Consider the following 15,081-nt stretch of genomic DNA (forward strand, 5'->3'; position numbering starts at 1 on the left):
TTCAACAGTTAAACATACTTGCCCTTTACATTCTTCATCATTTTGTAAGCGCCCTTTAAAACATTGATCAATGCTTCGGTTTTCATGGGCTTGGCAATATAATCGTCCATGCCTTCACTTATACACATATCCCGGTCGTCGGGGCCGGCATTAGCGGTCATAGCGATGATAAAAGGCTGCTTAAAAGCATATTGACGAATATGCCGGGTTGCCTCAAAGCCATCCATCTCAGGCATTTGTACATCCATGAAAATTACATCAAAGGTTGGATTAGCCTTTAATTTATCGAGCGTTTGGTGCCCGTTATGGGCCAGTTCAAAACTATAGCCCAGCTTCTCCAACATGCGGCTAATCAGCTTTTGATTAACCGTGTTATCTTCAGCCACAAGTATGCTGAGGGGGTGATCTTTCGCAAAATTTACATCAAGCAGTTTGTCCGGCTTTGCTTCAGGAGCCGGCGCCTGTGTTTTTCCCTGGAACTCGGCCTGGAGGCTTTTACCTAATTGCGATTGTTTTACAGGTTTGGTTAAAATAGTTGAAAATAAGCCCGGATATTTTTTCTTTGAACCATCGCCTATAGAACTGAGCATAATTATCGGCAATTCTCCATAATTGCTTTTGATTTCCCGCGCCAATCCTACGCCATCCATCTCAGGCATTTCCATATCGGTTATAACCAAGTTAAATCCGTTATTGGCAGTAAGGATGTCAAGCGCCTGCCTGCCCGAGGCCGCCGCCACCGTTTGGATTCCCCATTGTTCGAGCTGCGTTTGCAGGATAAACCGGTTTGTTTTATTATCATCAATAATAAGCACCTTTTTGCCCTCAAGCTCTTCGGCATTAAAAACAATAGGTACATGTTTCGACTGTTTGTTGCTGATAGTGGCTTTTATGGTAAATACAAAAACAGAGCCTTCTCCATAAATACTTTCAGCCCATATTTCGCCCCCCATTAAGTTTACCAGACGCTGGCTGATCACGAGACCAAGGCCGGTGCCTCCATACTTTCGCGTTGTTGATGAATCAACCTGCGAAAACGCATTAAACAAAGTTGTCAATTTATCCTCCGGGATCCCTATACCGGTATCCATTACACTAAAACCGATTTCAATTTCCTTATCGCCAATACTTTTGGATAAAAACACTTTAATAAATACTTCGCCGCGTTCGGTAAACTTAAGTGCATTGCCAGTTAAATTAGTGAGCACCTGTTTTAATCTCAAACTATCACCAATTACCTGCTGGGGCAGGGCGGGGTCAATCTGGTAAACCAGCTCCAGTTCGCGTTTGGCTGCATTTTGCGAAAAGATATCCATTACCTCTTCAATACACTGGCGCAGGTCAAAATCTTCCTGCTCCATTTCCATCTTTCCTGATTCGATTTTGGAGAAATCAAGGATATCATTGATCACATTTACCAAACTATCACCGCAGGAAATAATGGTATCCGTATAATCGCGCTGCTCGGCATTCAGTTCAGTTTCGCCCAGGAGTGAGGCCATGCCAATAACACCGTTCATGGGCGTTCTGATCTCATGGCTCATGGTAGCTAAAAATATGCTTTTGGCCTGGTTAGCTTTATCAGCTTCTTCCCGGGCCTCACGTTCCTGTTCTTTTTGCAGTTGCAGCTCTTCCGATTGGGAAAGCAGTTCTTCGTTCAAAGCCTGTAACTCTTCGGACTGATTTTGGAGTTCAGCATTTAAGGTCTGCAGATTTTCGGATTGTGTTTTCAACTCTTCCGATTGTTGCATTACCTCGGCGGTACGTTCGCTAACCTGCTTTTCAAGCAGGTTTTTTTGTTTCACTATAGCATTTACTTTATAGCGATAAAATGCATAAATGGCCGTAACAATCAGCACGATCAGCAAACTGATAAACCACCAGGTAAGCCAGAAAGGCGGAAGCACAGTAACATTCAGGCTTACCTGCCGGATAGACCATTTGCCATCGGCGCTGCGGCTTTTTACCCTGAATACATAATTTCCGGCCGGCAGATTGGTATACGTGGCCGTGTTTTTATTGCCTACATAATTCCAGGTTTTATCAAAGCCTTCGAGTAAATAAGCATACGTTCCCTTATTGCTTAGGGCAAAGTCCATAGATACATATTCAAACGATATAACCGATTGATCATGCGTTAAGGTTATTGATTTTGTTTCGGAAATATCTTCTTTCAGGGGCGAAGGATCATCGCTGTTTTGAGCTACGCGGATAGATTTGTTATAAATCTGAAAATCGGTAAGTACCAGTGGAGGGTTATATATATTTTCATGGATATTTTCAGGATTAAACATATTAAACCCGTTAACCCCGCCAAAGTACATGGTGCCATCATGACTTTTTACAGCCGAGTGAGGTTTAAACTCGTCGGCCTGTAAACCATCCTCAATGGTAAAATTCCTGAATTGGTTAGTTTTAGGATTGTATTTGGAAATGCCTTTATTGGTACTGATCCATAAATTACCGCTGTTATCTTCTTCAACCGCGTACGCGTAATCATTGGGAAGGCCATCCTTTGCTTTAAAATTTGTAACCTTACCGGTAGCAGGATTTAAGCGATAGATACCGCCGTAAGTGCAGATCCAGATATTACCCAGGTGATCTTCAAAAAGGTCGAGCGCGGTGTTGTTGCCTACCGCACTGTTCAGTTTTTCGTATTGTACCGGTTTAAATGAATCAGTTGCAGCATCATACAGGTTTACGCCTCCATCATTAGTGCCCACCCAAAGGTTACCTTTCGAATCGCCAAGCAGCGAATTGATATTATCACTGCTTATGCTTTTGGGGTTGCCGGGATCGTGACGGTAATGAATAAACCTGTTGGCTTTAGGGTCAAATAAATCAAGCCCTGTCCCAAGCGTGCCAAACCATAGTTTTCCATCAAGTGTTTTAGTGATGGCATAAATGTTATTCCCGCCTATACTTGTACTATCGTCCGGATTATGTTTAAATGTCCTGAACCTGCGGGTTTGCGGGTTCATCATACTTACCCCATCGCCCCAGGTGCCAATCCATAGGTTATTTTTCGCATCTTCCTGTATAGCCAAAACATAGTTTCCGCAAACACTGGCATTGTCGTTTTTGTTGTTTTTATAAACCTTAAACTCACCCTTCTCCGGGTTGAAAAGATTGAGGCCGCCGCCATCTGTGCCTTGCCATATGTTGTTATTTTTGTCTTCGTAAATACTTAATACAAAGTTATTTGACAGACTATTTGGCTGGGCGCCGTGCTTGTAATGTATGAAGTTTTCGCTTGTTTTTTTATAAAAGTTAAGGCCTGATGCAAATGCAGCGATCCATATATTCCCGCTCTTATCTTTCAGGATTACATCTACCGAGTTATTAGCAATGCTGCTGTTATCTACATCATCCTCAAAATGGTTGTTAAATTTTCCTTCGGCATAATTAAAAATACTTAACCCGCCGTTTTCCGTACCTATCCACAAGTTATGATTACTGTCTTCTACCATGCATTGTACCGTGTTGTACGAAAGGGAATTATTATCGTGCGGATCATTCTTATAATGGGTAAAAGTTTGGGTTGCCGGATTAAACAAATTAAGGCCCCCATCACTTAGCCCAACCCATAAACGATGATCGCTATCTTCCAAGATAGCATTGACCTTGTTGGCTGATATAGAAGAAGAGATGCTTTCATCATGAACAAAGCGGGTAAAATCACCGCTTTGAGGCTTATAAAGATTTAGTCCGCCGTAGGTTGTACCCACCCATACCTTATTTTGACTGTCTACATAAACTGTACGGACATTGTTATCACTTAAACCGGTTGCATCGGCTGCATTATACCGGTAATGGGTAAACTTTTTTTTCGCGATATTAAACTGATCAAGACCTTCTTTTTGATTCGAGACCCACAGGTTGCCGCTTTTATCGAGCGCTATCTTAACTAAAAGATCGCTCGCAATTGAATTGGTATTGTTTCGGTTATGGCGATAATGGATAAAACGATCAAGTTTTCGGTCGTACATGTTTAACCCCCCACCGCTGGTCGAGATCCACAGGTTTCCGTTTTTGTCCTCAATTACATCCTGAACAAAGCTGTTGCTGATACTGTTAGTATCGTTAACGATGTTTTTAAAAACTTTGAATTTGTTACCGTCATAACGGTTAAGACCGTCGCGCGTGCCCACCCATATAAAGCCGCGGCTGTCCTGCATAATGCAATTGATGTTTAACTCAGAAAGCCCCTCGCGACTGCCGATATGCTGAAAATGAATAGGACGGTTTTGCGAGAACACGCATAACGAAATAGCTTGCAACAATAAAACAAGATAACACTTATAGCTATTCATTAAAATATTTCTGGGCAAATTGAAGAAGTGGTTTAACCGTGCATGATTGGCTGCATTAAATTTAATAAAATTTACCGTTTATTAAATATCAGCTAATATCATTTACTATTTAAACGAGATGGTAACAAATTTTGTTATACCATTTTAACAAAACAAACATTTACTTTTGCCATATGCAGCAACAGCCCAATAACCCGTTACATGGCAAAACACTTGAGATGATCCTTAATGAATTGGTAGCTCACTTTGGCTGGAAAGAACTGGGCACACGGATCCGGATCAATTGTTTTAACGATGATCCAAGTATAAAATCAAGTCTCAAGTTTTTGAGAAAAACCGATTGGGCAAGGAAAAAGGTAGAAGAGTTGTATTTGGAGATAGTGTGATACTTATAAAAAGAAAGTCATGTTAACTTGTTTTAACACCTCACTCGCTAAGCAACCATGCTGAGCAAATTGGCTATCTGGCTTATGGGGTGCCGAAACAAGTTTTGAATGACATTGGGATATAACTACCCGTGTTTTTTCTTTTTATTCATTTTAGCCTTGGTACCGGCACTTAAATTATAAGTTTTAGCATTTGATGCTTTTTTTTCGTGGAAAGCTTCACCAACACCTGCGGGTTTAACATCTTCCTTAGCATCCGCTTTTTTAGGCTTCGACTCGGTTACTGTCACCAGGTCATCCGGCAGCTCGGCTACTGGGATTTTATTCCCTATCATCTGCTCAATCTTTTTTACCTGGCTCAACTCGATATCAGTAGCAAAGGTCATGGCCAGCGTTTCTTCCTTATCGTCCGGATTAGGATTTGCCACACGGCTAATAAACAGTTCATTATCTGTAGGCAAATCAAAATGGATCAGGAAGGGGATACCGCTCAGGTTAAGGTTTTCGTCATTTTCGTTAGTCACGATCAGGATTCTTGCACCCGCTTCGGCTTTAAACTCTTGAATGGTTTTGAACCCCTTTGAGTCGAAAAACTTAGGGTTTAAATATGCTACACCGGTACGTAAACGGCTTTTAAGGCTTTGAAAAAGCTTCTCAGCAGTTGTTTGGGTGTTTACGAATACAATGGTTTTAGTAAACAGTTCTTCATCGTACATGAATAAATTGAGCAGGTTTAGCTTGGTGCCAAAGTTTGGTACGTTATATAAAAGCTGCTCATGGGTTTCAATAGCCGTTTCGCCCAGTTCATCAACCTCAATTGTAGCCGGTTGCCTCATGAACGGATCAAGCATTTTTTCGAGTTTGGCGTGCATCACCTCGGTAAACACCAGGTGTTGGCCCTTGTCAATACTGTTAGCCAGTTCAACAACCGGCAATTGCAAATCTTTTTTTACAATCTGGTCGGCATCATCTATCACCAGCAAATCAACCTTATTTAAATTTAAGGCCAGTTTAAGATAGATGGCCCTCGCCCTGTCGGGAGTGGCTACAACAATGTCGGCACCGTCGGCAAGCTCATCCATCTGGCTTTCAAAGCCAGGAGTGACGTACAGGCCAACTATGCGGATAGATTTATTTTTGTTAAGCCTGTCAAACTGTTCTATAACAGCAAACACCTGTTCTTTTTCGGGTACAAGCACCAATACACGCGGAACACCTTCGGGAGCATAGTTAAAGCGGTTTAATACACCTAATACATAAGTGGTGGTCTTCCCGCTGCCTTCGGGGCCTATGGCGATAATATCCTGCCCGCCAATTATGCGGTTGATTGTTTTAAGCTGAAGCTCTTTAGGGTTTGCAAAACCGGCTTCATTTACCGAACGCAATAATTGTTTGTTAAGCTTCAATTTATCAGACCACGCCATCAGGATACTTATTAAAAGTTAAAATGAGGGTGCAAAAGTACCAAATTAACGCGTCATATTTTTAAAAATCAGCAGATAAGGCAGGGGAACTGCATCTAAATATTTAGCGGCGACGACTTGTTATAAGATTGCTAACAAAATAAGGTTATGATGTTGGTGAGCAATCAGCATCAAATGATACTTGTTTTATGGCCTGATCGCGGTTAATGTTACTGGTTTCATCTGTACCCGCTTTTGCCGATAACCAGCACAAACATTCGGACATGTTTAAGAGCTCAAGAATATCAGTTTAGTGTAACCCTTGATTTTATTTAAGTATCTGAATATAAGTTATTTGAAAATGTAACTTTTAAAAAGTGTTAACCCTGTTAACCCCCATTTACATACGTTTGTCATGGCAAATAAATGTTATAGGGGGTACCAGTCTGTACTGTTGAGCAGTGAAAATGCCGACCGCGGTTCAAGATCAAGGTAACGATAAGTTACTTTTGAAAGATACAAGCCCTGGGGGTGTGCCGGAATAATGATTTTGGGTGTTTGTTTGTTGGCAATATAAAACTCAAATTCATCTGTGCTCATCTGTCCTTTGCCAATTTCAAGCAGGCGACCAACAGTGATCCTGATCATCTTATATAAAAAACGATTGGCGGTAATGTTAAATCTGAGCTTGCTTCCATTGCCGTCGATATAAAGCCCTGTAGATTTTACGTGGCAAATAGTGTGCTCAATCCTGTTGGGCGTTTTGCACAAGGCGCGGAAGTCGGTGTAATGAGGCAGGATGGAAACAGCCTTTTTCATTGCATCCAAATCAAGATCCTGATCCGGATAAAGTGAACTGAAATTACTAAGAAATGGGTCTTTATAATTATGGATGAAATAATCATAGGTACGGATCACGCCATCAAAACGGGCATGCGGATCGCCCTGCATCGGGATAATATCAAATACAGCAATATCATCCGGCAGCAGTTTGTTAAGGCGAAATAACAGGTCGAAATCTAAACTGTCAGGAATATCTGCGTGAAAAAAATACTGACTTGCATGTACCTTAGCATCTGTACGGCCGCAACCGTTAATGGCAACAGGTTGTTTTAGTATTTTAGAGAGGGCCGTTTCAATTACCTCCTGCACTGTAATTGCTTTAGAAAGTTTTTGCCAGCCCGAATATCTTGCGCCATGATAACCGATATGAAAAAAGTGCCGCTTTGTTGATTTAAGCATAGTTTTCAAAAATGCAGATTATTTTAAAAATCGTGTACAAAACAAAAGCCCAATGTAATTAAACACCGGGCTTTATGTATATTAAAACAATTGTTTACACTTTTTTGGGCGGAAGATCAAAGGCGATAGCGTTATGTTCAAAATGACCTTTGTGCGAACCATCGCAAAATGGTTTGTTTGCCGATAAGCCGCAACGGCAAATAGAAACTACAGTACGGCCCTGTAAACCGTAAGCGTTGCCCTGCATATCAACAATTTCAAAATCGCCTTCTATTTTAACCGAACCGTTATTATTAATGGTAAGTTTAGTTTTCTCCATGTGTTAAATTTTGGCCAAAGTTAAAACTTGACAAGCCGCCAAAATTGTTTATTTGTTATTTAGAAGTGTTCCTGATTGGATGAAACAACGGAGTGCGGATTAATTAGTTGAATGACTGGTTAAACGCTACGAGTACCTGCAAAAACACATCCCTGTCTAAGGCAAAGGAAGCAGGCTGCTCGGGTTTCAGAGGTTTTCCGTCTTTTATTTTAAGCGGGAATAAGGCAATAAAATCGCGAATGCTAATATCATATCTTAGCATAGGATCGCGGCGATGGATTTCTTCCAGCCTCATCTCAAAAATGGAAACGCTTAGCGGGTCTGCAATCATTACCCAAAACTAATATTTGTTTACCGCTCTGCAATGAAACATCAGCCATAAATGACAAAATGAAAGTATCGGCGATGTTTATTTTTCTGAATTAGGGCAGCTAACAGAAATTAACAATTTTCAACCCTTTAACAGCATTGAATTAAATGCGGGGTACCGACAATTTGTAGAGAATGTTCACACGGAAGCAGACCGCATAATGGCTTTTCATATACCTGAAAAATTAAAAGGCTTACTTTAAAAATATCCTATTTAGACGAAGATCGGCAATCACATAGTACCATTGTAAGGGTAGTAAATAATCAGGTAATTAATACAAAAGAGTAATTGCAACAGACTTTTTGAAAAAACGTATTGATTGGAACCAATTTGAGTTGTTTGTTGCTGAATTATATAAAGATAACGATGAAGTAATAGTAGATCATAACGTAGAAGAAATAGGTAAATCGAACGCGTTCCGGCAAATAGATGTACGAGTAATTCATAAGACGAAACTGCGTACCTATAAAACAATCATTGAATATAAAAGCTGGAAGCATAGGGTAGGCCGTGCCCGCATAGATGTGTTGGCTCCATCAATGGAGGATCTGAATGCCTCAAAGGGCGTATTTTTACAACTAAGGGCTTTCAGTAAGGTGCGGTAGAATAAGCGAATTATAAAAATATTGATATTTTAACTGTCCGTGATTTGACTGATAATGAATGGGGACAACTAGGAAGACACTACAGTTGATCAGGATACTTTTAAAAGGGTCAGGCGGACGAATTAGCCTTTGCACTAATCGTTGAAATTATATCACCAAGCCGAGAAATGTTGTACCCCAATCAAAAAAATTTACAACATTTAATATTTCAGAACAACTTAAAGATAATAGCGGTACCGCAAGAACCGATATTTTAGAAAATGGAGCAGTTGTCAAAATTATTTTGGAGCCTTACGTTTCCAATAGCCTTAAACCTGACACCACAATTAAACAAACTGAAAATTTGAAATTAAAGTTGAAATAATAATCACCTGCTTAATTACCTTCTCGACACCAGTTGCTTTTTTTTAAGTTGGGTCATCGGACTACGATTTTCGAAAGAAAAGATTAAGACTATGGTCAATGTCATCACCGTATCATCAAAAGAAAAAGGCTGCTCCAAAGAAACAGCCTTATAAAAAAAATAAACTCCTTCAGTAATTTAAGGTACTACTGAACTTTTTCTTTTCGCGGAGAGTTAGGGAACAATAACGTATTTAACTTCCGCTGTAAATCAATGCCTTGTGTTTTTTACAATTAGAGGTCACCTAATAGATCACCTTTAAATAATCAAATCGCTTGTGTGCACACATTATTCCATTTTTAATTGACGATTAAGGGATTTAGAACACCCTAAATTTGCCAGTGGTAGCCGAATAACACCTTTTTGCAGTAAAAACGTATTAATACGCGCTAAACTCAGTATAAATACGCTTGCGATTCGGATTATGCAGTGCCATATTTGAATAGGTTGCGATAAAATTATTTATGGATTTAACTATAGTTATATATGCTATGTTTATAAATTATTTAGACAAACCATCTGTTACTATTTATCAGCCAGTGCTTTAACATTACCCGCTATGATTAATCTCTTTATTTCATATTCGCACGAGGATGAAAGGCATCTCAAACAGCTAAGGACTTTTCTTTCAGACAGGAATTGCCCCAACATCAGAATATGGGACGATGGAAAAATAGAGCCTGGAGCAGAATGGGATGCCGAGATAAAAAACAGGCTTGATGAAGCACATATCGTGCTGCTTTTAATCACTCAAACTTTCTTAAACTCCAGGTATATTAATAACGTTGAGCTAAATACCGCATTGGAAAACCTGGATAAGAAAAAAACAAGGGTGGTGCCGATTTTTGTAAAAGATTGTTTTCTTGAGCCCTATCCTCAGATAACCAGGCTCCAGGGACTGCCAGACAATAAACGTTTTCTATCTACATTGGGCGATGCTGCAGACAGGGAATACGTTCAGATCGTAAAAAAAATAAATGAAATTGCGGGCGAAATGCTTACAGATCTGCAGATTCGTAAGTCAATCGATCAGCAGGATGAACAAAGCCGGGCGGCAAAAGATATTGCGATGCTGAGCGATAACCGTAAGGTGTTTCTGTCCATTCCCGATTCTTTTAGCGGACGGGAAAAGCGGAAAGAGTTTCTTTATGTAGTTATGGGGCGCAAACAATATGAAAACTGGCCTTATGAAATTGTTCCCGGTATTAAAGATTGGGAAGCGATTGAAAAGTTACCAGAAACCGAAAGAAGCGACCGCATGCTTAAGCTGATAAAGGAATGTGCCTTTGCTATTCATATCATGATGACCGCCGATGAATTGGATGAAGGGTTTGATTTATTGCAATATAACCTTGCTATAACACACGAAAAGCAGGCCGCTTTTTTTAGCAATATCCTTTGGTTGCCCAACCCGCTTGTTAGCCAGGAACTGGATGAAAAGCTGTTGATGCACCCCACCGTACTTGGAAATAATTTTGAAACGATTTTTCGGATGATTGAAGATAAGAATGCCGAGAAGGAGGCCAGGATAAAAGCGATGCGACATGATTTTGCTCCGCACAAAAAGGTATACATGTTTTATGATTTTGAAAAAGACCATAACAGCATGCTGCGTATTAAACTTAAAAACATGATGGAAACCGACAAACGGATCCTCATTAATTTCAGCATACCAGGCATTCCATTTGAAAAAGATCGCGCGGAAGCACAAGAAAGCGAGGGGATTTGTTTGTATTACGGGCAGTCGAACCCGGAGTGGTTTGTTATAAGGCAGTCAATGCTTATAGACGCCAAAGGCAATCAACAGAAAATGCTGTGCATAGATGATCCTGATATTGATTTAAAATATGACCGGGATGTAAGCAAGAATGCTTTTAATCATATTATAAAAGGCAAAGACAGAATAGATTTTGAACTTGAAGGTTTTATCAACGGACTTTTTGCACCGAAGTAATGAACAACCCAAATCAATCACCAAAGGTATCAGCAGTAGATAACGGCGCGGGATTGTCTGGCATGTGTTATCAATTGGATGAATTTTACCTGGACTTGCAGGAAGATGGTAATCATATCCGATTACTGACCCCTGCCGAAATAAAGAAAAATCCTTTTCCCGGCCTGCGGCCTTACCGCACATCTGAATTTCAGCTTTTCAAAGGCAGGGGCGGGCAGGCCGAGGAACTGATCAGGCGGCTTCAAAACAATAAATTCCTTGCGGTTATTGGTAGTTCGGGTACGGGTAAATCATCTTTGGTGCGGGCCGGCCTCATTCCGCAACTCTTCGGTGGTTATCTGCATGGTACAAGCAACAGATGGGACGTAGCTATTTGCCGGCCCGGAGCTGATCCTATAGAAAACCTTGCTATCGCGTTGGCCAGTATACGAAGCAGTTCAAGGAGCAAAGAAGTGATCGAGCACGATTTCAGGGAGATCTACCCACAATTACTTAGATCCATTTATGGATTGTTGGATGTTGCCAGATTGCTTAATGAGGGCAAAAAAGAAGGAAAAAAACGAAACCTGCTTGTAATTATTGATCAATTTGAAGAATTATTTCGTTTTACAGCAAAAAGCGGGCTGATGGACGGGCATCAGACCCAGTTTGTAAACCTGTTGCTGAAAGCTGCCACAACTAAAGATGATCCTGTTTACGTAATTACCACCATGCGGTCGGAATTTCTTGGCGATTGTGTCCGTTTTCAGGGCTTACCTGAGGCTATTAACCGGAGCCAGTATCTTGTGCCGCAACTTGACCGGCCACAATTGAAGGAAGTAATAGAAGGTCCGCTTTTGCTGGCGGAAAAGAGCATAGCATCCGGGCTTATTGAATTACTGATCAACAAGATTGAAGAAAATAAGCTAAAAGATAACCTTGATCAACTGCCAATTTTGCAGCATGCGCTAATGCGAACGTATCGGCAATCATCTGATAGATCAATTAACGGAGAGATTGTATATGACGATTACAAGGCCGTTGGCGGAATGGAGGAATCTTTATCGCGCCATGCAAGCGATAAATTCCGGGAGTTAGGTGATAAAGACAACCAAGCAAAGCTTTCAAAAAAGCAGCAGATTGCTAAACTGATTTTCCAGGCCATTACTGACCAAAGTAAGGGCGGACAAAAAGGGGGCCGTCGGCCGCTTCCACTCGGTAAAATATATGACCTATGCAAACCGCTCCCTGCAAATGAGGAAGAAATAAATGCCGTAATTGCGTATTTCAGGGCAACAGATACTTCTTTTCTGATGCCGCCCCCCTCTACGCCATTAAATCCGGAGCTTGTTATCGACATCTCACATGAAAGCCTGATGCGAAACTGGGTTGAACTCCGTACCTGGATCAACGAAGAAACCGCGAACGGAAAACTTTATACCAGGCTTAATGAAAGAAGAGAGCTTTATGAACACGATCCTTCGGATGTTATAAAGGGTGTATTACTACGTGAACTGAAAGAGCTGGTGGAGAAGATAAAAATTACGGCAGCATGGGCTTCACGTTACCATCAAACCCCGCAAGAAGGGGGTGCTGAACCTGATCATGAGTTTCTTAAAGAAAAGAATCTTGCCTTCCTGGATTATAGCATAAGAAAGGAGGATCAGGAAACAGAGGAGCAAAAATTAGAGATTGAGGCAGAAGTCAGGAGGCAGGAACGGGAAAGGAACAGGAAGATTTTAATGTTTATACTTTCTTTCGGTTTAGTACTGACATTGATAGTCGCAGCATGGGCTATTCAGCAAAAGGCAGAGGCAAACCGGCAAAAGGCAGAGGCGAACAAAAACCTTGTAGAAGCGCAAAAAAGTGCCCGAATAGCTCAAAACGCAAAGATCAGGGCAGACAAATATTTGGAACAGACCACACTTGTTAACAACGAGCTCATAAAAAGCCAGGCTGGCCTTCAATTGCAACTAAAACATAATGATTCACTTACTAATTCGCTTCGCAAAGTTTCAAAAGAAGTGGCGAGTCAAAAAAAAGCGATTGAACTACAACTAACCATCAACGCGCTTCAAAAGGAACATTTTTATAAGGTAAGTGGACTAAGTGACAAGCTCAAGGGCGATATGTTGGGTAATGTGTTAAAAGGAAAGCTGGAACGTTCTGGAACGGTAGATGTAGAAAAATATATTGACAATAATAAACTTCAACTTCTGAACAGGGCTGCGATAGCATTTGATACGATACCAGCCAATGCTATTTTGGGACTGAGAATGGCAGACACTTTGTGGAACATGCATTCAGAAAACATTTACCTGAGTCAAATCATCAGGACTATTTTCGAAACCAATCTTTTTCCCGATAATATCCTGAACGTGGGAGATGACGAAAATCTTAAAATTTCGCCCGCCGGAACCGATGGTTTTTATGCTATCGGCAGCGACTCCCTGTTCTCCCTTCGTTATGATCCGGTTGGCAAAATGATTGAGCTACGTCAGGCTTACCGGATCAAAGGGGGATCCCTTGGATGGAAAGCATACATTTCGATAAACAACAACGGGTTGCTTGCACTTGACCGGGGCAATTTGATTTATTGGGATAAAGGTCGTGAATCTTTATTAGATACTATTCCATCACCTGCATATGCAGTTTTTACTCCAGACGGAAAACAGCTTATTACTTCCCTGCGGGATTCGGTTACGCTCTGGAATCTGGATCAATTAAAAACGGGCCCCGGATTTGGCAGGATGAAGGGAAAATTCCTTACAGCTAAACAGAATATCAAAGGTTTAACAGTATCGCCCGATGGCTTAAAGTTGTTGATTCAAACCTCAGAGTATGACGAGGCATGGGATATTAATAATATGGTAAAGCTTACTTTAAGAAATAATTATTACCTCAAGGGGACAAACTATGTAAGTTTTACTCCGAACAGCGATAATTTATTAGTAGTATGGGGAAATAGCATATACCTGACAAAGTTTGATGGGAGAGTTTTAAATGTCGTTACCTGGCCTTTGCCCGGCAATGGTTTAGACCAGGGCTATAACAGCTCAAAAATTGATAAGATTATGCTTTCTGCCGATTGGAAAAAGGCTATAGTATTATCAAGAAGAGGCACTTTTTTGATTGAGTCGGCTGACGATTCCTTATTACATAATATGTCTGCAAACCAGATGACGCGTAGTTATGCAAGGAAAAAAATCTATCCGGATATAAAAATGAAGAGGTTCAGCAATGGGAATACACCAATTAAAGACGCGAAATTTATTGATGATATAACTGCAGTGATGACCGACAACGACGGGCTTGTGAGTCTTTGGAATACACGTAACAATTCGAGGGCTGATATAAACGAAAGTTTTGGCCGATTAAAGGGCTTTCTTAAACAATCAGAGGAAGAAAAGCTTGAAAGTGGCCTGCTTTCTTATGATTACATCATGCATTCTAACAATGTTAGATTGATCAGAAAGTCGGTTATTTATTTTTTTCCGCATACACCGGATTCGTACAATGAGATGCCGATGGATACCCTTATCAAGGTCAAAGCTTTGTTAACGCATGCGTTACAAATAAACCACACCAGCCAACGGCGATATGAGCTATGGCAACTCGCCATGGTTAATAATCAAATGATTGCCGAGATGCCAGAAGTTGACCTTTCTGTTTACAGCGAAAAAGCTAAACTTTCAGCGGAGAATATAAAACTTTATAACGAATACCTGGCTCTCACTCCCAATGATGCAGAAGCGCAACGATTATTGTCTGTTTCATATGGTTCGCTTTCTTTCTACAAAATTTTTGAACGGGATTACACTGCTGCAATTGCTGCAGCAAAAAAGGGACTGGAGCTCGGTCCCGGTGAAACTTGGATCTACACTAACCTTGCGCTTGGCAATCTGCTACAGGGAAATTATACAGAGGCAGAACTATTATACCGGAATTATAAGGATGTTTTGTACCGGAGTCAGACAATTAAGGTGAGTTTCCTGGATGATTTTGAGAAAATGCAACAAACGAAAGTTATTACCGGAAAAGAACCCGCCGTATTGAAGATTAAAGAAATTTTAAACGCCAACCCATAGGCATAGTGCTTTTAAAAAA

The 15,081-nt window shown here is 40.7% G+C and carries 9 protein-coding genes; 4 read left to right on the top strand and 5 right to left on the bottom strand.

Annotated features, from left to right (window positions below):
- Window positions 1-8: 8 nt before the first annotated feature.
- Entirely contained in the window at window positions 9-4,313 is a 4,305-nt protein-coding gene (locus BLS28_RS18645) for a hybrid sensor histidine kinase/response regulator (RefSeq protein ID WP_091170885.1), read from the bottom strand.
- 173 nt (window positions 4,314-4,486) lie between these two features.
- Here BLS28_RS18645 and BLS28_RS18650 point away from each other — a divergent pair, with 173 nt between their 5' ends.
- Window positions 4,487-4,699, top strand: coding sequence for a VF530 family protein (locus BLS28_RS18650; RefSeq protein WP_091170888.1), 213 nt, complete (start codon window positions 4,487-4,489; stop codon window positions 4,697-4,699).
- Between the two features lie 125 nt (window positions 4,700-4,824).
- Here the strand turns inward: BLS28_RS18650 and BLS28_RS18655 are convergent, their stop codons facing one another.
- From BLS28_RS18655 to BLS28_RS18670, 4 genes are all read right to left on the bottom strand, one after another.
- Window positions 4,825-6,123, bottom strand: a complete 1,299-nt coding sequence (locus BLS28_RS18655; RefSeq protein ID WP_091170891.1) for a DEAD/DEAH box helicase — start codon at window positions 6,121-6,123, stop codon at window positions 4,825-4,827.
- Between the two features lie 408 nt (window positions 6,124-6,531).
- Window positions 6,532-7,344, bottom strand: a complete 813-nt coding sequence (locus tag BLS28_RS18660) for a tRNA pseudouridine synthase A (RefSeq protein ID WP_091170893.1) — start codon at window positions 7,342-7,344, stop codon at window positions 6,532-6,534.
- Between the two features lie 94 nt (window positions 7,345-7,438).
- A complete protein-coding gene (locus BLS28_RS18665) occupies window positions 7,439-7,663 on the bottom strand; it encodes a CDGSH iron-sulfur domain-containing protein (protein WP_090525766.1) in 225 nt (74 codons plus the stop codon).
- A gap of 103 nt (window positions 7,664-7,766) precedes the next feature.
- The gene (locus BLS28_RS18670; RefSeq protein ID WP_218134470.1) at window positions 7,767-7,958 is read right to left on the bottom strand and encodes a hypothetical protein; all 192 of its coding nucleotides are present in this window, start codon (window positions 7,956-7,958) and stop codon (window positions 7,767-7,769) included.
- Between the two features lie 377 nt (window positions 7,959-8,335).
- On the opposite strand from BLS28_RS18670, the gene BLS28_RS18675 reads away from it, so the two are divergent.
- From BLS28_RS18675 to BLS28_RS18685, 3 genes are all read left to right on the top strand, one after another.
- A complete protein-coding gene (locus BLS28_RS18675) occupies window positions 8,336-8,638 on the top strand; it encodes a restriction endonuclease (protein ID WP_176844508.1) in 303 nt (100 codons plus the stop codon).
- A gap of 962 nt (window positions 8,639-9,600) precedes the next feature.
- Window positions 9,601-10,995 carry a toll/interleukin-1 receptor domain-containing protein gene (locus BLS28_RS18680; protein ID WP_091170903.1) on the top strand — a complete coding sequence of 465 codons (1,395 nt, stop codon included), beginning with the start codon at window positions 9,601-9,603 and terminating at the stop codon, window positions 10,993-10,995.
- Window positions 10,995-15,062 (top strand): nSTAND1 domain-containing NTPase, encoded by a 4,068-nt coding sequence (locus BLS28_RS18685; protein WP_091170905.1) that lies wholly within the window; start codon window positions 10,995-10,997, stop codon window positions 15,060-15,062. Before BLS28_RS18680 ends, BLS28_RS18685 begins: the two co-directional genes overlap by 1 nt.
- Window positions 15,063-15,081 lie beyond the last annotated feature (19 nt).

The organism is Mucilaginibacter gossypii (assembly GCF_900100945.1).
GTDB lineage: Bacteria > Bacteroidota > Bacteroidia > Sphingobacteriales > Sphingobacteriaceae > Mucilaginibacter > Mucilaginibacter gossypii.